The sequence below is a fragment of the Stenotrophomonas sp. 82F1 genome (assembly GCF_056861525.1).
The window spans coordinates 55,478-77,154 of record NZ_JBSPUD010000002.1; the positions used below are offsets into that span (position 1 = coordinate 55,478).

Genomic DNA, 21,677 nt, shown 5'->3' on the forward strand with positions numbered 1-21,677 from the left:
GTCAGATCACCTCGAGCTCGGCGCTCAGGGCGCCGGCCTGCTTCAGTGCTTCCAGGATCGCGATCAGGTCGCCTGGTGCCGCGCCAACGGCATTCACCGCATGCACGATCTCGTCCAGGGTGGTGCCGCCATTGAACTTGAACATGCGGCTGCCATCGTTGGTGGCAGTGATGGTCGACTGCGGCGTGGCCACGGTCTGGCCACCGGCGAAGGCGTTGGGCTGGCTGACGTTGGTGTTTTCCTGGATGGTCACCGTCAGCGAACCGTGCGAGATCGCGGCCGGGCCGACCCGGACCTGCTGGCCGATGACCACGGTGCCGGTACGCGAGTTGACCACCACCTTGGCCGGCGCAGCGCCCGGGGTCAGTTCCAGGTTTTCGATGCGTGCCAACAGGCCGATGCGCGCACCGGCATCGGTCGGCGCACGCACGGCCACCGTGCCACCGTCCACGGCGCGGGCCGAACCCTCGCCAAAGGCATTGTTCAGTGCACCCACCATCCGCGATATGGTGGTGAAGTCGCTGTTGTGCAGGTTCAGGGTGATCTCGCCGCTGGCACCGAACACATCGGGCAGGGCGCGCTCAACGGTCGCACCGTTGGGAATGCGGCCGACGCTGGGCACGTTCACCGACACGCGCGAACCGTCCTTGCCCTGCGCGCCGAAGCCGCCGACGATCAGGTTGCCCTGCGCAATCGCATAGACCTGGCCATCGGCACCGCGCAACGGCGCCATCAGCAGCGAGCCACCGCGCAGCGACACGGCGTTGCCGATCGAAGACACCGTGATGTCGATCGGCTGGCCGGGCTTGGCGAACGGCGGCAGCTCGGCATGAATCGCCACCGCCGCCACGTTCTTCAGCTGCGGGTTGACGTTGGCCGGCACGTTGACGCCGAGCTCGCCCAGCAGGTTCTTCAGGCTCTGCACGGTAAAGGGCGCCTGGCTGGTGCGGTCACCGCTGCCATCCAGGCCGACCACCAGGCCGTAGCCCACCAGCGCATTGCCACGCACGCCGCCCACCTGGGCCAGGTCCTTGATGCGCTCGGCGCTGGCCGGGGCCATCACCATCAGCAGCAGGACCAAGCAGTAGAGCGACGCCATGCGTCGCTGCAGGAAATATCGGAATGAAATCTTCATGGCCATACTCAGAACGGCGTCAGGCCGGAGTTGAAGAAGCGGCTCAGCCAACCCATCGCATTGGACTGCGCGACAGGGCCGCGGCCGCCATAGACGATGCGCGCTTCAGCCACGCGGCTGGAGGGCACGGTGTTGTCCGCGCTGATGTCGCCGGGGCGCACGATGCCCTGTACCTGCACCAGCTCATCACCCTGGTTCAGCCGCAGGTTCTTCTGCCCCTGCACCACCAGATTGCCGTTGGGCAGGCGCTGCACCACGGTCACGGTCACGTTGCCCTGCAGGCGGTTGCTCTGCGCGCTGTTGCCCTTGCCGGTGAAGTCGCGCGCGCCCTTGGCCGTCGCACTCAGGATGTCCTTGCCGCCCAGGGTGACCGGTGCACCGAGAATCGACGGCGTGCCGAGGCTCAGGTTCGATTCCTTGTTGGTGGCGGTGTTGGCACTGGTCTGCGCGGTGGTGTTTTCCAGCAGGGTGATGGTCAGCAGGTCGCCGACATCGCGCGCACGGCGGTCCGAATATAGCTGCAGCGTCGGGCCGGCGGCGTAGATCGCGCCGGCGGTCGGTTCGGCCTGCGGCGGCATGATCGGCTGCAGCGGCGCCATCGTCGGATAGGGGCGCACGTCGCCAGCGATCACGCAGCCACCGAGCAGGGCAGCCACGGCGCAGGCGAGGGCAGTACGGGCGAAGGAAGAAAGGGGCGACATGGCAGTTTCCCGGTGAGGGCGGTCAGAGCTTGTTGCTGAGGTAGCCGAGCATCGAGTCGGTGGTCGAGATCGCCTTGGCGTTCATCTCGTAGGCGCGCTGGGTTTCGATCATCGACACCAGCTCTTCCACCACGTTGACGTTGCTGCCTTCCAGCGCACCCTGCACCACGGTGCCGAGGCCGTTCAGGCCGGGGTTGCCGTTCTGTGCCGGGCCGGAGGCCGTGGTTTCCAGGAACAGGTTTTCACCGCGTGCCTGCAGGCCCGCCGGATTGACGAAGTCGGTGAGGGTCAGCGCACCGACTTCCACCGATGCCGCACCGTCAGCCATCTTCACGCTGATGGTGCCGTCGGTACCGATGGTCACCGACTGCGCGCCTTCGGGAATCTGGATGCCCGGCTGCACCGGGTAGCCGCTGTTGGTGACCAGCTCGCTGTCCTGGTTGATCTTGAACGAGCCGTCGCGGGTGTAGGCCGAGCTGCCGTCGGGCATCTGCACTTCGAAGAAGCCGCGGCCGTTGACCATCACGTCAAGCGCGCGACCGGTCTGCTGCTGGCTGCCCTGCTCGAAGTTCTTGGCGGTGGCCACCACGCGCACGCCGGTGCCGATCTGCAGGCCGGTGGGCAGCTGGGTCTGTGCCGAAGAGGAACCGCCGGGCTGGCGCACCTGCTGGTACAACAGGTCCTCGAAGCTGGCGCGGTCCTGCTTGAAGCCGGTGGTGTTGGTGTTGGCGAGGTTGTTGGAAACCACCGACATGCGCATCTGCTGCGCATCCAGTCCGGTTTTCGCGATCCACAATGCCTGGTTCATCTTCGGAGTCCTGTCTGGGTGAAGCCGGCCGCGCGATGCGGCCCATGGGGTAGGGAGTGCAAGCGGCGTGCCAGCACCGGCTCAGGCCGGTGCCGGAATTCCGTCAGCTGCCCAGGCGCAACAGGCTGTTAGCGCTGCGCGCGTTGTCATCGCCGTGCTTGATCACCTGCACCTGCATTTCGTACTGGCGCTGCAGCTGGATCATCTGTACCAGCGCGCCGGCGGCATCGACGTTGCTGCCTTCCAGCTGGCCGCTGTGCACCGCCGTGCCCTGCGCCTGGGCGAACGGCTGCAGCGGATCGGTATTGCGGAACAGGCCATCCAGGCCGCGTTCGAGGCGCTCATCCGGCGCCTGCACGACCTTGATCCGGCCGATCATCGCCATCGTCTGCGGGCCTTCGCCCTGCGGGATGATCGAGATCGTGCCGTCGTTGCCGATCTCCATCGCCTGGTAGGGCGGAATCGCGATCGGGTTGTTGTTGTCATCCAGTACCGGACGGCCGCTGGAGGTCACCAGCTGGCCGTTCGGGGTCACCGTCAGCGCGGCGCCACGGGTGTAGGCCTCGCTGCCATCGGTGGACTGCACGGCCAGCCAGGTGCCGGTCTGCAATGACAGGTCCAGCGGCTTGCCGGTGATGTGCTGCGCGCCGGCGGTGCGGTTGAAGCCCGCATCGACGTGCAGCGCATCCACCCGCGAGGCAAAGCCCGGGCCACGGATCGGGAAGGCTTCGGTGTTGGCCAGCGCTTCCTTGAAGCCGGGGGTGTCCGAGTTGGCGAGGTTGTGGCTGAGCGTTCCCTGCGCCTGCAGGGAGGCGCGGGCACCGGTCATCGCCACGTAAAGGGCTTTATCCATGCGGGGAGTTCCGTGACAGGGTCAGCAGGTCATCAACGGATGTTGATGACGGTCTGGGTGATCTGGTCCTGGGTCGTGATCATCTGCGCGTTGGCCTGGAAATTACGCTGCGCGGTGATCATGTTGACCAGCTGTTCGGTCAGGTCGACGGTGGAGGATTCCAGCGAACCGGCCTGGATCTTGCCGAGGTTGGAGGTGTCGGCGGCGCCGGTGCGCGGCGTGCCCGAATCGAAGGTCTCCACCCACAGGTTGTTGCCCTTCTGCTCCAGGCCCTGCGGATTGTTGAAGCTGGTCAGCGCCACCTGGCCCAGCGGCTTGTCGTCGCCGTTGGAATAGCGGGCGAACACCACGCCGGTTTCCGACACGGTGATCTCGTTGAGCTTGCCGGCCGCGTAGCCATCCTGCTGGGTGTTGCGCAGGGCGAACTTCTCGCCGTACTGGGTCGAGCCGCTCACATCCAGCGTCATGTTCAGCACGCCAGCGCCGGTGGTCGGGGTGAAGGTGCCCAGGCTGATCTTGCCGTTGGCCGGTGCGGTCAGCTTGCCGGCGTTGTCGAAGGTCAGCGGGGTCGGCGTGCCGGCCGGCTGGCCATCGACGTAGTTGTGCACCGTCCAGGCGTTGGTGGCCGCTTCCTTCACGAAGTAGGACACCTGGGTATGGCTGACGCCCAGCGAGTCATACACGGTGATGCCGCCGCTGGAGTGGCTGTAGCTGTTGGAATTGGTCGGGTCGAAGGTGGTCACCGTCGGCTGCTTGGCATTGCCCGGCAGGGTGAAACCAACCTTGACTTCGCTGGTCTGCTTGGGCGGGCTGTCGGTGGTCAGCAGCTGCAGGTCGACCAGGCGGCCGGCGTCGAAGTTGGTGCCGTCGGCGTTCGGTGCGAACACCTGCAGGCGTGCGCCCTGCGGGTTGACCACGTAGCCGGCGGCGTCGGTCTGGAAGTTGCCGGCGCGCGAGTAGACGCGTGCACCGTTCATGTTCATGGTGAAGAAGCCCTCACCGGAAATGGCCATGTCCAGACTGCGGCCGGTCTGCTCGTTGTTGCCCTGGATGAACTGCTGGGCCACGTTGGAGACGCGCACGCCCGAACCGATCGCGTTCTTGGACAGGCCGTAGCTGGTGGCGGCGAACAGGTCGGCGAATTCCGCACGCGATTGCTTGAAGCCGGTGGTGTTGACGTTGGCGACGTTGTTGGCGGTGACGCTCAGGTCCGAGTTGGCAGCGTTGATGCCGGACAGGGAAATGTTGAAGCCCATGGGATGCTCCTGTTGGATGCGGTGGGTGCGGCTCAGCTGACGCGGAGCACGTAGTCGAGAGGGGCCGTGCCCAGGCCCTTGAGATTCAGGTAGAGGCCGTCGGAACCGACGGTCACGCTTTCCACCGGCGCCTGCACGAAGGTGGACAGCTTGGTGCTCTTGCCGGTGGTGTCGACGTGGTTGGCGACGATGTTGTACTTGCCCGGCTCCATGCGCTTGCCGTTGGCATCCTTGCCATCCCAGGTGAACGCGGTCTCGCCGGCAGCCTTGGCTTCCACGCTGATCGAGGTGACCTTGGCGCCGTTGGCATCGGTGACGTCCACGGTGACGATGCCGGCGGCCGGTGCGGCAACCGTGCCTTCCACCGAACCTTCCTTTTCCAGCACCAGCTTTTCCGACGGCACCAGCACCTGGTGGCCGACCAGCGCGGCGCCACGCAGCACCTGGTCGCTGGCCATCGACTCCTGGAAGCCCTTCACCGACTTGTTCAGATCGGTGATGCCCTGCACGGTCGACATCTGCGCCATCTGCGAGACCATCTGCGTGTTGTCCATCGGCTTCAGCGGATCCTGGTGCTGCAGCTGTTCGGTCATCAGGCGCAGGAAATCGGCCTGGTCCAGCGTGTTCTTCTTCTTGGTGGCGTTGCTGTTGGGGGCGTTCAGGCCGAGGGCGGCGTAGACGTCCTGGTTGCTCTGGTTGTTGACGGCAGTGGTCATGGCAGTGTCCGGTGCAGCGGGCCTCAGCGGCCCATGGTCAGGGTGGCCAGGGCCAGTTCCTTGGCGGTGGTCAACATCTCCACGCCGGCCTGGTAATTGCGCGAGGTGGAGATCAGGTTGACCATCTGCGCCACCGGATCGACGTCGGGCTGGTAGATGTAGCCATCGCCGTCGGCCAGCGGATGGCCCGGCTCGTAGCGCTTGATCGGCGCCGCGTTGCTCTGGGTGATTTCCTTGACCTGCACCGAGGTGATGTTCGGATCGGTCTTGCTGGTGACCGCCTGGAAGATCGGTTCCAGCGGCTTGTACACCGCGTCGGCGGAGCCGGCGATGCTGTCAGCGTTGGACAGGTTGGAGGCGATGGTGCTCATGCGCACCGACTGCGCCTGCAGTGCGGAGCCGGCGATGTCGAAGATCGGCAGGTTGCTCATGGCTTATTGCCCCGTGATCGCGGTGAGCATGGAACGCACCTTGCTTTCGACGAAGCTCAGCGAAGCGCGGTATTCCAGTGCAGCGCGGCCATAGGCGGCGCGTTCGGCATCGGGGTCGACGGTGTTGCCGTCGATGCTGGGCTGCACGCCCTCGCGGGCCACCTGGAACGGATTGAGGCCACTACCGATTTCGTAGTGCTGCTCGTTGGTGGTGGTCATCAGGCCGTTGGCATCCAGCCCTTGGGCATGGCGCAGGGCCGAATCGAAGTCCAGGTCCTGGGCCTTGTAGCCGGGGGTGTCGGCATTGCCGAGATTGCTGGCGATCAGCTTCATGCGCTGTTCGCGCAACGGCATTGCCTGGGCATGGACGCCCAGGTAGTCGGTAATCAGGTTGCGCACGGTGCACTCCCACGGGAACGTTGCCCGGGAAGCTGCAAGTGGTGTGCCAAAGGCGCGGGGTCAGATCCCCGCAGGGGCTCTGACCCCGCGGGTCACGCATTGCGATGTATGGGGTCGGAGCCCATTCGGGGTCCGACCCCACGGGCGGCCTTACGCCGCCATCGCCACCTTGCGCAGGCGGTCCAGCACGAAGTCGGCCAGCTCGTGCGGCGAATACTTGGCGACGAAGGCATTGGCACCCACGCGCTCGACCATCGCATTGTTGAATACGCCCGACAGCGAGGTATGCAGCAGCACGTACAGCCCGGACAGGCCGGCGTGCCGCCGGATTTCCGTCGTCAGCGTATAGCCGTCCATCGCCGGCATCTCGATGTCCGAGATCACCATGGCGTAGCGTTCGGCCGGGTTTTCACCCGAGGCATGGATCTGCAGCAGGTGGTCCAGTGCCTGCTTGCCGTCCGAGAGCAGGGTCGCACCCACCCCCAGCTGGTCCAGCACGCTGCGGATCTGCTGCCGCGCCACGCGTGAATCATCCACCACCAGCACCTGCAGCTGCGGGGCATCGGCGGGCATCGCCATGGCCGGGTCGAGCACCGCTTCACCGCGCACCTGGGCGATGTCGGCCAGCACGCTTTCCACGTCGATCACCTGGATCAGCTCGCCCTGGAAGCGGGTCACTGCGGTCAGGTAGCTGGATTCGGCGCCCAGTTCCGGCGGCGGGTGGATGTCTTCCACCGCGATGTTGACGATGCGCTCCACGCCGCTGACCAGGAAGCCCTGGATCGAGCGGTTGAACTCGGTCACCACCAGATAGCCAGGTGCAGTGTCCGCATCCGGCTCGCGCTCGGGGTGGCCGATGGCCAGGCCCAGGTCCAGTACCGGCACCGAGCGGCCGCGTACATCGGCCACGCCGGCAAACTGGCCGGGCAGGCCGGGCACCTGGAACAGCTCCGGGCGGCGCAGCACTTCCTGCACCTTGAAGACGTTGACGCCAAAAAGCTGACGTCCGCCGAGGCGGAACAGCAGCAGCGCCAGGCGATTGTGGCCGGCCAGTCGGGTTCGCTGGTCGATCCGGTTGAGCAGGTCATGGGACATGGCTGCTGTATCGGCGCGGGCAGGGTGGAACTTGAGGGCGAGTGCAGAGGCGGGCCGGCAAGGTGTCCACCCTTTGCCAGTGGCACGCAGCTTGCACGCGTCTGGGCCAGGTCTTACCGACAGGAGGCGCCATGCGCCGCATTGCTTCTTTCCTTGCCATTGCACTGGCCGTGGCCGCGCCGTGGGCAACCGCAGCGGACTGGCAGCCGGTGGCCAGCATCCGCGCCGCGGCACTGTCGACCCTGGCCGCAGGTACCGAAGGTGAGGCGGTCGTCGCCGATGCGCTGCGTCTTCCCAAATGTGGCGGCGCATTGCAGGTGCAGCCCACGGCCAACACCACGGTGGAGGTGAGTTGCCCCGATGCCGGCGGCTGGCGCCTGTTCGTGCCGGTGAAGGTGCGCCGCAACCAGACCGTACTGGTGCTGACCCGTGGCATTGGCACTGGAGAATCCATCGCCGCCGCCGATATCAGTACTGCCCAGCGTGACGCGGCACGGATTGCCGGCGCAGTGCTGGCCGATCCTGCCGCAGCGATCGGCCGCATCGCCCGTCGGCCGTTGCCGGCGGGAACCCTGTTGTCCAGCAACGATCTGGTGGCACAGCGTCTCATCAAGCGAGGAGACAGTGTGGCACTGGTATCGCGGCGTGGCTCGGTCGAGGTCCGTATCGCCGGGCGCGCACTGGGCGATGCCGGGCAGAACGAGCGCGTCTCGGTGGAAAACCTGTCCTCGCGCCGTATCGTGCAGGGCACGGTGGACGCGGCCGGTGACGTAATCGTGGCGCGTTGAAATAATGCAGAATTCCCCTAAAGATCACGGCCCTGCGGCCGTTATCCCTTGTGTACGGCAACTCCAGGACACCCCATGAGCCAGAAAATCGACGGCAACCTGCAGGTCCCCCAGGCACTGCGCAGCGTGACCACCCCGGCCGCCAAGCCCGGCGTGAGCACCGATTCGGCGGCACGTCCGGTCGAGGCGGCTGACAGCCTGCGCCTGACCGGCGAAGCCACCAACCTGCAGGCCATCGAGCGTGAGCTGAGCACCGCCCCGGCGATCGACGCCCAGCGTGTTGCAGCGGTGCGCGAATCACTGCAGAACGGCACCTACAAGATCAATCCGGACGCGATCGCTTCGCGCATGCTTGAACTGGACCAGCAGCTGCAAGGATGACCGCGGCGATGAGCGAGCCGCTGCAGCGCCTTGCCCAGGCCCTGGACGTTGAACGCCAGGCCCTGGTCGAGCACGACGTGCACGCCCTGATCCGTGCCACCGGTGCGAAGCTGGAAGCACTGCGTGCGCTGGAAGGCGCGCCACCGGTGGGCGAGGGCGAGCAGCTGCAGGAACTGGCCGAGCGCAACCGTGCCAACGGCGTGCTGCTGTCGCGGCGTCGGCGCGAGGTCAACTGGGCACTGCGCCAGATGGGCCGCACCGAAGAGTCCTCGGCATACGATGCCAAGGGCCAGTCGCATACCGTCACTGCGCGCCGGCCGCTCGCCGTCGCCTGACCTGCCGGCGGTCGGCTGACTGCCCGATGGCGGCTGTCGGCCGCCGCACGAGCGCGTATATTGGGCGCCTGTTTGATCGCCTCGAGTCGCCGTGTCCGCCGCCAACGTTCTGGTTACCGCCCCCCTTCCGCCGCAACCGGTGCTGCAGGCCCTGCTTGAGCGCCTGCGCGAAGGTTTGTTGCTGTTCACCGAAGATGGACAGGTGGCCTTGGCCAACCCGGCCGCACAGAGCCTGCTGGGCAGCGACGAAGGCGCCTTGCCGCCGCCGCAGCGCCTGCGTGAACTGCTGCCGCCGGATGCCCTCGAACATGCGCGCCAGCACGGTCACTGGAACGGCAGCCTGCCGCTGGGCGAGGGCGTGGTCATCGCTCATCTGTACTTCCATGGCGAGCCCGGTTCGGGGCACTACCTGGCCTTGTTCCGCCATATCGAAGGCCAGGAAGACTACGAACGCGAACTGCAGCAGCGCCATGCCGAACTGCGCCAGGCCTACCTGCGCTTGAACGGCACCCAGGAAAAGCTGCTGCAGTCGGAGAAGATGGCCTCCATCGGCCAGCTGGCTGCCGGCGTGGCGCATGAGATCAACAACCCGATCGGCTACGTGCATTCCAACCTGGGCAGCCTGCAGGAATACCTGCGCAGCCTGTTCACGGTGATCGAAGCCTACGAGCGTGCCCTGCGGGCGCCGGACCCGAAGGCGTTGATTCCGGAAATCGACGATATCCGTGACCGCCTGGACATCGATTTCATCAGCCGCGACCTGCCGCAGCTGATGGCCGAATCACGCGAAGGCATCGAGCGGGTCACCCGTATAGTGCGCGACCTGAAGGACTTCTCCTATTCCGGCCGCGATGAGTCGTGGAAGCTGGTCGACCTGCATTCCGGCCTTGAATCGACCATCAACATCATCTGGAACGAGCTCAAGTACAAGGTGCACCTGGTACGCGAGTTCGGCCAGCTGCCGCTGGTGGAATGCCTGCCGTCGGAGTTGAACCAGGTCTACATGAACCTGCTGCTCAACGCCGGCCACGCCATCGCCGAGCGCGGCACGATCACCGTGCGTACCGGCGTGGACGGCGACACGGTGTGGGTGGAATTTGAAGACACCGGCGGTGGCATCTCGCCGGAACTGCGCCAGCGCATCTTCGATCCGTTCTTCACCACCAAGCCGGTGGGCAGCGGTACCGGCCTGGGCCTGTCGATCTCCTACAGCATCATCAACAAGCACCACGGCCGCATCGACCTGGACAGCACCCCGGGCGTCGGCTCGCGCTTCCGCCTGGTATTGCCGATCAAGCAGCCGCGGTAACGGTAGTGCCGGCCAGCGGCCGGCAATATCCGTGTGCAGGATCAGCGCAGCGGTGAACGATCCTCGCCGCCGTCGGCCGGCTCGGCGGCAACCGGCCCACCGTTGCTGCGCCGCTGTTCCTCGTAGGTGCGGAACGCCTGGTGGATGTGCTTGCGCAGCTCGTCGTCGTTCCACGGCTTGGTCAGGAACCGGTAGATCGCACCACGGTTGATCGCATCGGTCACCGTGTTCAGATCGGTATAGCCAGACAACACCAGACGGATCGTGTCCGGGTACAGCATCTTCACCCGGCCCAAAAACTCGGTGCCGCTCATGTCGCTCATGCGCTGGTCGGACAGGATCACCTGCACGTCGTTGATCGCCAGCAGATCGAACGCATCGCGCACGTTGCCTGCGGCCAGGATGCGGTAGCCATCGCGGCGGAACAGGCGCACCAGCGAGCGCAGCACGTTTTCCTCGTCGTCCAGCAGCAGCAGGGTGCGGTCAGGGCGGGTTTCGGCGAATGCTTCCGGGCGCAGGTAGCGGCGACGCAGGGTCATGCCCGCGGCATCGGCCGACATCGGCTCGCCGAACAGATAACCCTGGAACACATCGCAGTCATTGCGACGCAGGAAGCCGAGCTGCGCCTGCGATTCCACGCCGTTGGCGATCACCGTCATGCCCAGCTGGTGGCCCATCGCAATGATCGCGCGGGCGATCGCCGCTTCACGATTGCCGGCAGGCGCGCTCTTGATGAAGCTGCGGTCGATCTTCAGCTTGTCCACCGGGTAGCGCACCAGCGCACTCAGGCTGGAATCACCGGTACCGAAGTTGTCCAGGCTCAGGCTGATGCCTTCGTTGCGCAGGTTGGCCAGTGTTTCGTGGACGAAGTTGACGTTGTTGGTCAGGGCGCTTTCGTTGATCTCCAGCGTCAGCATCTGCGCCGGCACGCCAGAGGCCTGGATCACGCCCATGACCTCGGCAAAGAAGTTCGGCCGCAGCAGCTGCAGGGTGGAAACATTCACCGCGATGGTGAAGTCATCGAAGCCCTGGTCGCGCCACAGCCGGGCCTGCTTCAACGCGCCTTCCAGCACCCAGGTGCCGATCTGCACGATGATGCCCAGACGCTCGGCGGTACGCATGAAGCGCTCCGGCACCAGCATGCCCAAGGTCGGTGACTGCCAGCGCAGCAGCGCCTCCATGCCCACCACGTGGCCATCGCGGGCGCTGACCAGCGGCTGGTAGCGCAGCTTCAGTTCGCCATTGGGAATGGCATCGACGATCTGCCGCGCGATGATGCTCTCGCTGTGCGCGCTCGGCGGCGTGTCCACCGCATGGATGCGCACCGCATTGCCACCTTCGCGGGCGGCCTGGTACAGCGCGTCCTCGGCATGGTCGAGCAGGCGCGAGGCATTGCTGGCGTGCTCCGGGCACAGGCTCACGCCCAGCTTGCCGGTCATGAACAGCGTGTAGGGCAGTACCGAGAGGGGCAGCTCCATCTGCTGGCGGATCTCTTCGGCGAAATCCTCGGCCAGCGGCAAATCGGCGGTGCGCGGTACGGCAATCAGGAACTCATCGCTGCCATGCCGCCACAGCATGCCGCGTCCGCGCAGATAGGACTGCAGACGCTGGGCGACCAGCACCAGGGCCTGATCACCGACCTCCGCGCTCATGTTCTCGTTGACCGAGGCGAAGTGGTCGATGTCCACATGCATCAGCATCAGCGGGGTGCCTCCGGAAGCGGCTTCGGCGACCATCGCCTGCAGCTCGGGGTTGCCGGCGCCGAGGCGATCAGGCGCATCATCGATGCTGACCGGGGGCAGGTTGGGGTTCCACATGGGCTCAGTATTCCGCTGACTCGACGGCCGCCGTAACAGCGGCCTGGTAAGGAAGGTGGACATCGACGAGGGTACCGGCGCCATGCGCCGACTCGATCCGCACATGGCCGCCCACGCTCTGCGCGCGCTCGCGCATCACGATCAGGCCCAGGCCGCGCGGGCCATCCGGGTCGAACCCTTCGCCATCGTCACGGATCATCAGGTGCAGCCCGCGCTGGTCGACATCGCGCAGCTGCAGCACCACCTGGCTGGCGCGCGCGTGGCGCAGCACGTTGGTCAGGCTTTCCTGAGCGATGCGGAAACAGGCCTGTTCGATGCTGTTGTCCGGGCGCGTGGGCAGCGATTCGATCTCGGCCTGCAGCTCGACGCTGGACGAGCGGAACAGCACCCGCGCCTGCCAGCTCAATGCTGCCTCCAGGCCCAGTGCATCCAGCTGCGGCGGCCGCAGCAGGGTGGAGATGTCGCGCAGCTTGGCGACGGTGGTATCGGCCAGGCTGACGATCTGCGCCAGGTCCTCGCCGCGCCGTTGCGCATCGTCCTCGTCCTGCGCCGCATAGGCCGAAAGCTTGATCGCGGTGATCGCCTGGCCGATGTCATCGTGCAGGTCGCGCGAGATTGCCCGCCGCTCGTCCTCCTGCAGCGAGAACAAGCGGCCGGCCATCGCCTGCAGCTCGCGGTTGCTGGTCTCCAGCGCACTGCGGGTCTGTTCCGATTCGCTCAGGTCGCGCACGATCAGCAGCTTGCAGTCGCGCCCGCCATAGCGCACGTCGCCCACTGCAAGGCCCGCCTGGAAGCTGCGGCCATCGGCACGCTGCATCGCCACCACACTGCTGTGGCCCGGGCTGTGCTGGGGCTGTCCGGCGCGCATCTGCGCGCGCGTGCGGGCCAGATCGGCGCCTGCCACCAGGGCCGACAGCGGTTCGCCCAGCAGCGTGTGGCTGCCGTAGCCGAACAGGCTGGCCGCCCATGCATTGGCATACAGCACATGTTCGTCGGACAGGATCACCACGCCATCGGGCAGTACCCGCACCAGCTCTCGGAACTGCTCCTCGCGTTCGCGCAGCAGGCGCCGCGACTGTTCGCGCTCGGTTACGTCCTGCAGGGTGCCCAGGATCCGGTCACGGCCGGCCTCATCCACACCGCTGGCGGCACGCAGGTGCACCATCAGCGCGCGGCCATCCATTGCCAGGACTGGCAGCAGCACATCCACCTGCACCTGCTCACCCGAGCACAGCTCGGCCAGCACCTGCTCGGTCTGTGCCGCGGTGGCCGGGTCGGCTGCCACCAGCAGTTCGTCGAAACGGTGCCAGCGTCGCGCTTCGGGCGGGCGACGGCCGAGCAGGCGATAGACCTGGTTGGAGTAGCGGCCCTGGCCGGTGGACGGGTCCAGCTCCCACGCGCCGATCCGGGCCAGTTCGTGGGCTTCTTCCACCCGCGCCAGTGCCTGGTCGCGCCGCAGCTGGGCCAGGTCTTCGGCGGTGCGGTCGATGGCGATCAGCAGGCGCGCAGTGTGCCCGTCGTAGTCGATCGCGTTCGAGCGCAGTTCCATCTGCCGCAGGCTGCCGTCGCGCAGCTGCAACTGCGCGCGCAGGATGCACAGCTGCTCGGGTGCCTCGCGGATCTCCTCCAGCTTGGTCTGCAACGCCTGGTCCTGGCCTGGTGGCCAGAGCACATCGATGGTCTGCGTCAGAAGCGAATCGCGGTCCCAGCCGAAGGTGCTGCAGGCGGCCGGATTGGCATCGAGGATGGCCAGCGTGTCCAGGTCATAGACCAGGATCGGGCCCGGGTTGCCTTCGAACATCTGCCGCAGGCGCAGCTCGGAGGCCTGCAGGCGGGCATGGGTGTGCAGCACATGCTCGGCCAGCGGCCGCAGCAGCAGGTACAGCAGGCCCGCGCTGGCCAGGGCGAAGAATGCGCCCTTCACGCTCTGCCACAGTGCTGCCTGTTGCGGGTCCGGCACGAGGGCCGTCACCGCACCGTCGCTGGCGATCATCCACGCCAGCGCCATTGCCAGGTAGCTCAGCACCACGCGCCGACGGTCGCGACCCAGCGCCTGCGCCATCCGCGGGTCGGGAACAGGGGCAGTGCCGGTCGGTTCTACGGGCATGGACAGGGCAGGCAGGAGGGCAGGGATGAGGGGGTGCCGGTCATCTTACCGCGCAGGTGTGCCCTGGCCACTCAATTATCCGCCGCAGGCGCCGTTAACCACTGCGTGCCCCGCTGTCGGGCGTTTCATCCGGAGCAAGATCGCGTGGACCAAGGGATCATCGCCAGCCTGCTGCAGCATCCGCTCGCCTCGGCGCTGGTCATCGTCGACCGTAGTGGTCGCCCGCTCGCGGCCAATCCGGCCGCGCGCGAGCACGGCCTGCCGGCCACGGTGGCCGCCTACGCGCCGATGCTGGAGGACCTGCGCCTGCTGGCCGCCGACGGTGGCATCGTCGCCTGCACGCTGCCGGGCGGCCCACGCGGCCATTACGATGGCCACCTGCGCGCCGTGCATGACGGCAGCGGCAATCTGCTCGCCTTCACCCTCAGCGTGCCCGAGCCGGTACCGATCGACGGCGGTGGTCGCTGGGAGCTGGCGCTGGACAGCGCTGGCCACAGCCTGTGGGACTGGGACATCCCCAGCGATCGGGTGTCCCGCACGCCTGCGCTGGGCGAGGAAACCGCCACCCAGATACTGGCGCGCGTGCACGCCGACGACATCACCCAGGTGCGTGCCGCGCTGGATGAACATCTGCAGGGCGTCAGTGAGCAGTACAGCGCCCAGTTCCGTTTCCGCCAGGCCGATGGCCAGTGGCGATGGGTGCTGGACCGTGGCCGGGTGGTGGCGCGTACCGCCGATGGCCAGCCGCTGCGCATGGTCGGCACCCATACCGACATCGAACAGCAGAAGCAGCTGGAAGCCCTGCTGCAGGAGCAGCAGCTGCATCTGCGCGAAGCCCAGCGCATCGCCAGCATGGGCAGCTGGTCGTTCGATCCGCACAGCCGCCATTTCTGGTGGTCGCCGGAGCTGCGCTCGCTGCTGGCGCTGCAGCACAGCAGCATTCCGGGGCAGCGACGCTGGCTGAAGCAGCTGCACCCGCGCTCACGCGGTGCACTGCGTGCTGCCTGGCGCCGGCTGTGGCGTGATGGCCGGGCTGCCAACATCGAACTGGAACTGACCCGCGGCAACGAACCCTCGCAGCATCTGCGGCTGTGGATGCAACCGCTGCTGGACATGGACGGCCAGCCCAAGCGCTTGCTGGGGCAGGTGCAGAACATCACCGAGCAGCACCAGACCGACGCGCTCATCCGCTGGCGCACCGAACTGCTCAACCGCGTATCCGCGCTGGGCCGGATCGGCGGCTGCGAGATCGAAGTTGCCACGCGCAACATGCAATGGACCGAGGAGTGCTATCGCATCCACGGCCTGCGCAAGGAGCCGATCACCCTCGACCAGGCGCTCGCGCTGTATGCCGAGGACTCGCGTGCAGCCTTTGAGGCGGCGCTGGGGCGGATCGCTGGAGGCGGCCTGCCCGAACAGCTGGATCTGTGCTTCTACCGCCAATCCGGCCTGCGCGTATGGGTACAGGTGCTGATCGAACTGGACCGTCGCGATGGCCTGCCGCCGCGCTTCGTGGTCCTGTTCCGTGACATCACCCGCGAGCGCGAAGCCAACGAACGCATCGAGCTGCTCGCCCACTACGATCTGCTGACCGGGCTGCCGAACCGGGTGCTGCTGGGCGAGCAGACCTCCGAGGCCATCGAGGAGGCGCGCGATCGCGGCACCTCGCTGGCCATGCTGTTCATCGACCTGGACGGCTTCAAGAACATCAACGACAGCTTCGGCCATGCCACCGGCGATGCGCTGCTGAAGGCCGCCGCGACCCGGCTGCACCAGAACCTGCGCAACAACGACCTGTTCGGCCGCTTCAGCGGCGACGAGTTCATCGTGGTGCTGCGCGACCTGGCCGAGCCGGAAGATGCCGGGCACGTAGCCCGCAAGCTGATCAATTCGCTGGCCGAACCGCTGCGCCGTGGCGACACCACCTTGAAGGTGGGTGCCAGCGTGGGCATCGCCATGCTCGGCGAGAACCAGACCGACTTCGATTCCCTGCTGCGCGCAGCCGACGCGGCGATGTACGCGGCCAAGGAGGCCGGCCGCAATACCTATCAGTATTATAGCCAGGACGCGCTGGCGCGGATCCAGCGGCGGCTGGAGATCGAGCACGGCCTGCATGGCGCCATCGAGCGCGACGAGTTCAGCCTGGCCTACCAGCCGCTGCTGCACGCCCACCACGGCGAGCCGCCGGCGATCGAGGCGCTGCTGCGCTGGCATCGTCCGGGCATCGGCTACTGCAGCCCGGCCGAGTTCATTCCGATTGCCGAAAAGTGCGGCGAGATCGTCCGCATCGGCGACTGGGTGCTGTCCGAAGCCTGTCGCCAAGCGGCAGCGTGGGACCGTGCTGGTCTGCACTTCGAGCGCATTGCGGTGAACGTGTCGGCGGTGCAGTTGCGTGATCGCGGTTTCGCCGAACGCGTGATCGAAATCTGCCACGCGCATGGCTGGCCACCGCAGCGGCTGGAGCTGGAACTGACCGAGTCTGCCCTGATCCGTGACACCGACATCCTGCGCCACTGCTTCGACGTGCTTGAACGGCATGGCGTGCCGCTGGCGGTCGATGACTTCGGTACCGGCTTCTCCAACCTCAACTACCTCAACCGCTTCCCGGTCGGCCGGCTGAAGATCGATCGCAGCTTCGTGCAGGGCATGCTGCATGATTCCGGTACCGCCGAAGTCACCCAGGCGATCGTGCACCTGGGCCACGCGCTGGGCATGAAGGTGGTGGCCGAGGGCGTGGAAACGCACCAGGAAGAGGACATGCTGCGCCGGCAGGGCTGCGACGAGATCCAGGGCTACCTGTACTCACGCCCGCTCAGCCCGCGCGACCTGGCGCAGTGGCTGCGCCAGCAGCACCTCGCGCCAGGCCGCACCGACGCCGCCAGCGAAGTGGTGCTGGTTCGCTGAGGCGCCGCGACCCTGCCTTGGTGGGTGCCCGCACGGTGGAACAGGTCTTGGTGGGTGCCGACCTTGGTCGGCGCTGATGCCTGCGCGAGCGTTCATCCACGCATGGCGTGGATCTACTGCGGCGCGACAATCAAGCGCTGCGGGAATTCGGACCGCAGCCGTGCGCGCACCGCTTCGACCACGCCTGCATAGCGTCGCCGCTGGATGTAAAAGCCCATATAGAACAGCAGCAGGGCCACCAGCATCGGCCACGCCGCTGGCCGGGCCAGAATGATCGGTACCAGCATCAGCGTCAGGCCCAGCGCGAACCAGCTGCACAGCCCGACCACCCGCACCTCCCGGCGCCGCGCGTCGATCACCACCCGACCGCGCATCAGCGGAAAATAGCGACCTCCGAAGCTGGGTGCGAAGCTCTCGCGAAAGGCGATGCTGCCATCAGGCAGCGCATGGAACACCAGACGCAACCATGTGTCGGTGGGCAGGTCATGCTCCAAGCCGGCCAGCGAAAGCTGGGCCAGCTCGGTCGGCGTAGCGGCGATGCGTTGGTTGAACAAGGCGATGCCGGTACGGAAGAAGAATGGCGCCCACATCACCAGCAGCAGGACCTCGACCAGCAGCAAGGTAATCAAGGCGATGGCCATCGGTCTTCCATGAACGGGACCGGCGCATCATGCCACGGGGAAGTCGCATCCACGCATGGCGTGGATCTACTTCAGCGCATCCCCATCCAGCCCCAGGTCCCAGGCCAACCCCAGCAGGTCGTCGCCGGCTACAACCGGGGCAGGGCGCGCGTCGGCCAGCTTCTGCAGCTCCTGCATTTCTTCCCGGGCCACATCTTCCAGCTGTCGCAGCTGCTCACGTACGCCCGCATTGCGCGGACGCTCGTTCTCGTTGATCGGGGGCAGGGCACGGATCAGGGTCATGGTGCGCTTGCAGGATGCATCCAAAGGCGGGTCACACGCAAAGGCCCCGGCGGAACCGGGGCCTTGCACGCTGCCGGGAGAGGCAGCGGACATCAGGATCAGAACAGCTCGACCGCGCCGGCGGCCATGCTCTGCTGGGCAACCGGCTTGTGCGGCGGGCGTTCCCATTCGCTGCGCAGTTCGCGCAGGCGGTTGCCGGTGCGCTGCAGGGCAGAGGCGATTTCTTCGTCGAACACGCCGCCATTGCGATGCAGCAGTTCCTGCAGGGCCACCGCTTCGCGGTTGATCGCGGTCAGGCGGTCCAGGTGGGTATGCACGCCGCCCAGCGCCTGGGTGGCGATGTCCTCGAACTGCAGGGCGCGCACGGCTTCGGCCACGCTGCCATCAATCGAGCGGGCGCAGTCGGACACTTCGCGCATGCTGTCGCCCAGCGACGCATTGATCTGCGCCACGTTGTCCAGCATCGCCGCCGCTTCCTGGCGCGCTTCACGGGAGCGGTCCATATCGCGCGAGGCCATGTGCGAAACCGTTTCGCGGACCTTGGCGATGGCGTCCTTGGAGCTGTGCGCCAGCTTGCGGATCTGCTCGTTGAAGGTGGTCGAGCGCTCGGACAGGTTACGCACTTCGTCGGCCACCACCGCGAAGCCACGACCGGCTTCACCGGCACGCGCCGCTTCGATGGCGGCGTTCAGGGCCAGCAGGTTGGTCTGGTCGGCAATCGACTTGACGTCTTCCAGCAGCGCGAAGATGCCGTCCAGGTGCTGCGCCATCTGGTCGATGTGCTGCACGGTGGTGCTGCTCTGGCCGCTGACCTGTTCCAGCGCTTCCACCAGCTGTTCCATGCGGTGGCTGGCGTGCTGGGCGAAGCGGGCAACGTCGAGGCCGGCGCCGCCTTCGTCACCGGCGCGGTCGACGATGCGCGACAGCGCCTGGCTCTGCTGGCGCGACTTGCGGTTCATCGCATCGAAGCTGCCGCCGAGGCTGGAGACGGCCTGGCGGATCAGGTCGCGGGCGCGTTCCACTTCGCCACGCGAACCGTCGATCTCGTTGCCGACGAAGTTGCGCAGCTCGGTCAGCAGCTGGTCCTGCTCACGCAGGACACGGGCATGTTCCGGGGAGCGGTGCGCCTGGGCGCGGGCGGTCCACCACGCAAAGCCGAGCCAGCTCAGCGTCATCGTGGTCAGGATCGCCCAACGCAGGGCGACCGGCCATTCGAAACCGATGGCGAAGGGGAGCAGCAGGGTCAGAGCCAGGGGGGCGGCCAGACGGATGAAAATGCGTGAGTACATGGACGTTCTCGGGAGGTGCACGGAGGATGTATCGGCCGTACCCCCTTTCTCTTTAACGTCGATGTGCTTTGAAATGCATTCTGAATGCGCCGGTTTTCCGGCGCGGTCGGGCGGTCTGGGGTCAGAGCCCTTTCCCTGCGGGAATGGGATCCGACCCCGGGCGGTCGGTTGGCGGGGTCGGATCCCTTTTCCACGGAAAAGGGCTCTGACCCACAGCGTCAGGCCAGCTGGCGATCCACGGCCTCGACCATCGCCTTGCGGCTGAGCAGGAAGTCCCAGTAGCTGCCACCCAGCTGCCGCCACAGCACCGCTGCGCGCACGGCGGCCAGCAGCAGCGCGCGGATCTCGGCCACAACGCCGGCCTGCCCGAGGTAGTGCGGGTTGCCCTGCACCATCACCCGCGGCTTGAGGTGACTGATGGTGTCTGCATACAGCCCGCCCAGCGCGGCCAGTACTTCCGGGTGGCCACTGTCACCCAGCTCGGTGGCCTGGCGCTGGGCGCGCTCGATACCCGAGGCGACCTTGTTCACGGTGGCGCCGTCCTGCACGAAGCGGCGCTCCAGCTGCAGTACCGACAGGGCCAGCTTGGGCAGGATCGGATCCTGGCCCTGGCTGCGGAAATAATTGTGCAGCAGGCGCAGGCCGGATTTCAGCGCGTGCCGATCGCCAAACACTGCCTGCGGCGAGGATGCATCGATGCGGAACACGCTGTCCACGGCGGTGCGCACGGCAGCGGCGTCGGAATGGCCGGTATCGGCGATACGGCGTACCTGCTGCAGGGCCTGGGCAATGCCGGCCAAAGCCAGAACGCGGTCGTCGACAGTGAAACTCATGCAGCGAGTACCTCAAAAGGAGAAGGGGTGGTGCGCAGGCGCTGTTCCAGCGGCGCGTCGGTGGCGGCGATCACCGCGCCACCCAGGCAGACCTCACCGTCATACAGCACCAGGGATTGCCCGGGGGTGACTGCACGCTGCGGCCGGGCGAAGGAAACCTGCACGCTGCCGTCGTCGAGCACGTCCACCGTGCACGGCTCGTCCGGCTGGCGGTAGCGGGTCTGCGCGGTGCATTCAAAACGCCGTGCCGGTGGCGCGCCGGCAATCCAGTGCGCGGTCTCCGAGCGCAGCCGGTTGGACAGCATCCATGGGCTGTCGCGATCCTGGTCCACGTACAGCACGTTGCTGGCCACGTCCTTGCCGACCACATACCAGGGAGCGGCAGGGCGGCCGCGCACGCCGCCGATGTTCAGGCCTTCGCGCTGGCCCAGGGTGAAATAGAACACGCCTGGATGTTCGGCGATCACGCTGCCATCGCTGGGGTCGAGGATCTGCCCCGTCTTGGCCGGCAGGTAACGACCGAGGAATTCGCGGAAATCGCGCTCGCCGATGAAGCAGATGCCGGTGGAATCCTTCTTGGCGTGGGTCGGCAGGCTCACGTCGCGGGCAATCCGGCGCAGGTCGCTCTTTTCCAGATCACCAATCGGGAACAGGGTGGCCGCCAGTTGTTCCTGCCCCAGCTGGTGCAGGAAGTAGCTCTGGTCCTTGGAGCGATCGGCACCGCGCAGCAGCAGCCATTGATGCCCGCGCTGGGCAATGCGCGCGTAGTGGCCGGTGGCGATGCGCTCGGCGCCCAGCTCGCGGGCAGCATCGAGGAAGTGCTTGAACTTCACTTCGCGGTTGCACAGCACGTCCGGGTTGGGCGTGCGGCCGGCGGCGTACTCGGCCAGGAAGTGCTCAAACACCCCCTGCCAGTATTCGTTGGAGAAATCGCGGAAATGGAACGGGATGCCCAGCAGCCCGCACACCGCCACCGCATCGCGGCGGTCGTCCTCGGCGCGGCAGTCGCCGCTGCCGTCGTCGGCCCAGTTCTGCATGAACAGACCGGCCACGGCCTCGCCCTGCTGTACCAGGCGCCAGGCGGCCACGGACGAATCCACGCCGCCAGACACGCCAACCATCACCCGTGGGCTGCTCATGCGACCTCCCGGACCAGTGCAAGCGGGTAGCGCTGGCCCGCCAGGTAGTCGGCCAGCACCTGCCAGACCAGCGGGCTGCGCTGGCGTCCAGCGGCGGCCTGCAGTTCGGCCGGGGTCATCCACAGCGCCCGATCGATGCCGGCATCCAGCGGCCGCGCCGGGTCATGCGAGAGCGGGCGCGCGGCATAGCAGAAGCGCAGGAACGGGGTGCCGTCCCCGGCGGTCCACTGGTAGCAGCCGATGAAGGCGGTCAGCTCCACCGTCCAGCCGGTTTCCTCGACGGTCTCGCGCAGGGCGGCCGCAGCCAGGCTTTCGCCCGGCTCCAGGTGCCCGGCCGGCTGGTTCAGCACCTGCCGGCCTTCGATGGTCTCTTCGACCAGCAGCACCCGGCCGCCGTCGACCACCACGGTGGCGACGGTTGCGTGCGGTGCCCAGCGCGGGTCCGGCGAGGTGTTCAA

At 66.8% G+C, this 21,677-nt stretch carries 22 protein-coding genes; 5 read left to right on the top strand and 17 right to left on the bottom strand.

Annotation, left to right across the window (positions count from 1 at the left end):
- Position 1: 1 nt before the first annotated feature.
- The 9 genes from AC13GI_RS02650 to AC13GI_RS02690 form a co-directional block, all read right to left on the bottom strand.
- Positions 2-1,141 (bottom strand): flagellar basal body P-ring protein FlgI, encoded by a 1,140-nt coding sequence (locus AC13GI_RS02650; protein ID WP_380652586.1) that lies wholly within the window; start codon positions 1,139-1,141, stop codon positions 2-4.
- A gap of 2 nt (positions 1,142-1,143) precedes the next feature.
- Positions 1,144-1,836: a flagellar basal body L-ring protein FlgH gene (gene flgH / locus AC13GI_RS02655; protein ID WP_025879104.1), complete on the bottom strand. Its 693-nt coding sequence runs from the start codon at positions 1,834-1,836 to the stop codon at positions 1,144-1,146.
- 22 nt (positions 1,837-1,858) lie between these two features.
- On the bottom strand, positions 1,859-2,644 hold the full coding sequence (flgG, locus tag AC13GI_RS02660) for a flagellar basal-body rod protein FlgG (RefSeq protein WP_025879105.1): 786 nt from the start codon (positions 2,642-2,644) through the stop codon (positions 1,859-1,861).
- Positions 2,645-2,747: 103 nt separating this feature from the next.
- Positions 2,748-3,497 (bottom strand): flagellar basal body rod protein FlgF, encoded by a 750-nt coding sequence (locus AC13GI_RS02665; protein ID WP_482995409.1) that lies wholly within the window; start codon positions 3,495-3,497, stop codon positions 2,748-2,750.
- 32 nt (positions 3,498-3,529) lie between these two features.
- Positions 3,530-4,753 (bottom strand): flagellar hook protein FlgE, encoded by a 1,224-nt coding sequence (gene flgE / locus AC13GI_RS02670; protein ID WP_032974827.1) that lies wholly within the window; start codon positions 4,751-4,753, stop codon positions 3,530-3,532.
- A 32-nt stretch (positions 4,754-4,785) separates the two neighbouring features.
- The gene (locus AC13GI_RS02675) at positions 4,786-5,469 is read right to left on the bottom strand and encodes a flagellar hook assembly protein FlgD (RefSeq protein ID WP_025879108.1); all 684 of its coding nucleotides are present in this window, start codon (positions 5,467-5,469) and stop codon (positions 4,786-4,788) included.
- Positions 5,470-5,492: 23 nt separating this feature from the next.
- Positions 5,493-5,900: a flagellar basal body rod protein FlgC gene (gene flgC / locus AC13GI_RS02680; protein WP_025879109.1), complete on the bottom strand. Its 408-nt coding sequence runs from the start codon at positions 5,898-5,900 to the stop codon at positions 5,493-5,495.
- A gap of 3 nt (positions 5,901-5,903) precedes the next feature.
- Positions 5,904-6,299: a flagellar basal body rod protein FlgB gene (flgB, locus tag AC13GI_RS02685; RefSeq protein ID WP_025879110.1), complete on the bottom strand. Its 396-nt coding sequence runs from the start codon at positions 6,297-6,299 to the stop codon at positions 5,904-5,906.
- A 150-nt stretch (positions 6,300-6,449) separates the two neighbouring features.
- Complete coding sequence (locus AC13GI_RS02690; protein ID WP_025879111.1) at positions 6,450-7,394, bottom strand: chemotaxis protein; 945 nt, start codon at positions 7,392-7,394, stop codon at positions 6,450-6,452.
- Positions 7,395-7,525: 131 nt separating this feature from the next.
- Here AC13GI_RS02690 and flgA point away from each other — a divergent pair, with 131 nt between their 5' ends.
- From flgA to AC13GI_RS02710, 4 genes are all read left to right on the top strand, one after another.
- Positions 7,526-8,182 (top strand): flagellar basal body P-ring formation chaperone FlgA, encoded by a 657-nt coding sequence (gene flgA, locus AC13GI_RS02695; protein ID WP_099818409.1) that lies wholly within the window; start codon positions 7,526-7,528, stop codon positions 8,180-8,182.
- A gap of 75 nt (positions 8,183-8,257) precedes the next feature.
- Positions 8,258-8,563, top strand: coding sequence for a flagellar biosynthesis anti-sigma factor FlgM (flgM, locus tag AC13GI_RS02700; RefSeq protein WP_025879113.1), 306 nt, complete (start codon positions 8,258-8,260; stop codon positions 8,561-8,563).
- Complete coding sequence (locus AC13GI_RS02705; protein WP_025879114.1) at positions 8,560-8,898, top strand: flagella protein; 339 nt, start codon at positions 8,560-8,562, stop codon at positions 8,896-8,898. Before flgM ends, AC13GI_RS02705 begins: the two co-directional genes overlap by 4 nt.
- A gap of 91 nt (positions 8,899-8,989) precedes the next feature.
- Positions 8,990-10,207 (top strand): ATP-binding protein, encoded by a 1,218-nt coding sequence (locus AC13GI_RS02710; RefSeq protein WP_099818410.1) that lies wholly within the window; start codon positions 8,990-8,992, stop codon positions 10,205-10,207.
- A 41-nt stretch (positions 10,208-10,248) separates the two neighbouring features.
- On the opposite strand, the gene AC13GI_RS02715 is transcribed toward AC13GI_RS02710, so the two are convergent.
- Both AC13GI_RS02715 and AC13GI_RS02720 read right to left on the bottom strand, forming a co-directional pair.
- On the bottom strand, positions 10,249-12,024 hold the full coding sequence (locus AC13GI_RS02715) for an EAL domain-containing protein (RefSeq protein WP_099818411.1): 1,776 nt from the start codon (positions 12,022-12,024) through the stop codon (positions 10,249-10,251).
- Between the two features lie 4 nt (positions 12,025-12,028).
- The gene (locus tag AC13GI_RS02720) at positions 12,029-14,131 is read right to left on the bottom strand and encodes a sensor histidine kinase (RefSeq protein WP_482995410.1); all 2,103 of its coding nucleotides are present in this window, start codon (positions 14,129-14,131) and stop codon (positions 12,029-12,031) included.
- Between the two features lie 144 nt (positions 14,132-14,275).
- Here AC13GI_RS02720 and AC13GI_RS02725 point away from each other — a divergent pair, with 144 nt between their 5' ends.
- A complete protein-coding gene (locus tag AC13GI_RS02725) occupies positions 14,276-17,035 on the top strand; it encodes a bifunctional diguanylate cyclase/phosphodiesterase (protein WP_482995411.1) in 2,760 nt (919 codons plus the stop codon).
- A 113-nt stretch (positions 17,036-17,148) separates the two neighbouring features.
- Here AC13GI_RS02725 and AC13GI_RS02730 read toward each other — a convergent pair whose 3' ends face one another.
- From AC13GI_RS02730 to AC13GI_RS02755, 6 genes are all read right to left on the bottom strand, one after another.
- Positions 17,149-17,676 (bottom strand): hypothetical protein, encoded by a 528-nt coding sequence (locus AC13GI_RS02730; protein ID WP_482995412.1) that lies wholly within the window; start codon positions 17,674-17,676, stop codon positions 17,149-17,151.
- Positions 17,677-17,742: 66 nt separating this feature from the next.
- Positions 17,743-17,958 (bottom strand): hypothetical protein, encoded by a 216-nt coding sequence (locus AC13GI_RS02735; RefSeq protein ID WP_099818416.1) that lies wholly within the window; start codon positions 17,956-17,958, stop codon positions 17,743-17,745.
- A 98-nt stretch (positions 17,959-18,056) separates the two neighbouring features.
- Complete coding sequence (locus AC13GI_RS02740; RefSeq protein WP_482995413.1) at positions 18,057-19,247, bottom strand: methyl-accepting chemotaxis protein; 1,191 nt, start codon at positions 19,245-19,247, stop codon at positions 18,057-18,059.
- A 218-nt stretch (positions 19,248-19,465) separates the two neighbouring features.
- A complete protein-coding gene (gene hflD / locus AC13GI_RS02745; protein WP_099818418.1) occupies positions 19,466-20,080 on the bottom strand; it encodes a high frequency lysogenization protein HflD in 615 nt (204 codons plus the stop codon).
- Positions 20,077-21,219: a tRNA 2-thiouridine(34) synthase MnmA gene (gene mnmA / locus AC13GI_RS02750; RefSeq protein ID WP_089241078.1), complete on the bottom strand. Its 1,143-nt coding sequence runs from the start codon at positions 21,217-21,219 to the stop codon at positions 20,077-20,079. The genes hflD and mnmA overlap by 4 nt, the downstream gene beginning before the upstream one ends.
- On the bottom strand, positions 21,216-21,677 hold the full coding sequence (locus AC13GI_RS02755) for an NUDIX hydrolase (RefSeq protein WP_482995414.1): 462 nt from the start codon (positions 21,675-21,677) through the stop codon (positions 21,216-21,218). The genes mnmA and AC13GI_RS02755 overlap by 4 nt, the downstream gene beginning before the upstream one ends.

What these genes read in the sequence shown, in the direction of transcription:
- AC13GI_RS02650 (WP_380652586.1), bottom strand. Translation starts at nt 1,141, where the DNA reads ATGGCCATGAAGATTTCATTCCGATATTTCCTGCAGCGACGCATGGCG.
- flgH (WP_025879104.1), bottom strand. Translation starts at nt 1,836, where the DNA reads ATGTCGCCCCTTTCTTCCTTCGCCCGTACTGCCCTCGCCTGCGCCGTG.
- flgG (WP_025879105.1), bottom strand. Translation starts at nt 2,644, where the DNA reads ATGAACCAGGCATTGTGGATCGCGAAAACCGGACTGGATGCGCAGCAG.
- AC13GI_RS02665 (WP_482995409.1), bottom strand. Translation starts at nt 3,497, where the DNA reads ATGGATAAAGCCCTTTACGTGGCGATGACCGGTGCCCGCGCCTCCCTG.
- flgE (WP_032974827.1), bottom strand. Translation starts at nt 4,753, where the DNA reads ATGGGCTTCAACATTTCCCTGTCCGGCATCAACGCTGCCAACTCGGAC.
- AC13GI_RS02675 (WP_025879108.1), bottom strand. Translation starts at nt 5,469, where the DNA reads ATGACCACTGCCGTCAACAACCAGAGCAACCAGGACGTCTACGCCGCC.
- flgC (WP_025879109.1), bottom strand. Translation starts at nt 5,900, where the DNA reads ATGAGCAACCTGCCGATCTTCGACATCGCCGGCTCCGCACTGCAGGCG.
- AC13GI_RS02690 (WP_025879111.1), bottom strand. Translation starts at nt 7,394, where the DNA reads ATGTCCCATGACCTGCTCAACCGGATCGACCAGCGAACCCGACTGGCC.
- flgA (WP_099818409.1), top strand. Translation starts at nt 7,526, where the DNA reads ATGCGCCGCATTGCTTCTTTCCTTGCCATTGCACTGGCCGTGGCCGCG.
- flgM (WP_025879113.1), top strand. Translation starts at nt 8,258, where the DNA reads ATGAGCCAGAAAATCGACGGCAACCTGCAGGTCCCCCAGGCACTGCGC.
- AC13GI_RS02705 (WP_025879114.1), top strand. Translation starts at nt 8,560, where the DNA reads ATGACCGCGGCGATGAGCGAGCCGCTGCAGCGCCTTGCCCAGGCCCTG.
- AC13GI_RS02715 (WP_099818411.1), bottom strand. Translation starts at nt 12,024, where the DNA reads ATGTGGAACCCCAACCTGCCCCCGGTCAGCATCGATGATGCGCCTGAT.
- AC13GI_RS02720 (WP_482995410.1), bottom strand. Translation starts at nt 14,131, where the DNA reads ATGCCCGTAGAACCGACCGGCACTGCCCCTGTTCCCGACCCGCGGATG.
- AC13GI_RS02730 (WP_482995412.1), bottom strand. Translation starts at nt 17,676, where the DNA reads ATGGCCATCGCCTTGATTACCTTGCTGCTGGTCGAGGTCCTGCTGCTG.
- AC13GI_RS02735 (WP_099818416.1), bottom strand. Translation starts at nt 17,958, where the DNA reads ATGACCCTGATCCGTGCCCTGCCCCCGATCAACGAGAACGAGCGTCCG.
- AC13GI_RS02740 (WP_482995413.1), bottom strand. Translation starts at nt 19,247, where the DNA reads ATGTACTCACGCATTTTCATCCGTCTGGCCGCCCCCCTGGCTCTGACC.
- hflD (WP_099818418.1), bottom strand. Translation starts at nt 20,080, where the DNA reads ATGAGTTTCACTGTCGACGACCGCGTTCTGGCTTTGGCCGGCATTGCC.
- mnmA (WP_089241078.1), bottom strand. Translation starts at nt 21,219, where the DNA reads ATGAGCAGCCCACGGGTGATGGTTGGCGTGTCTGGCGGCGTGGATTCG.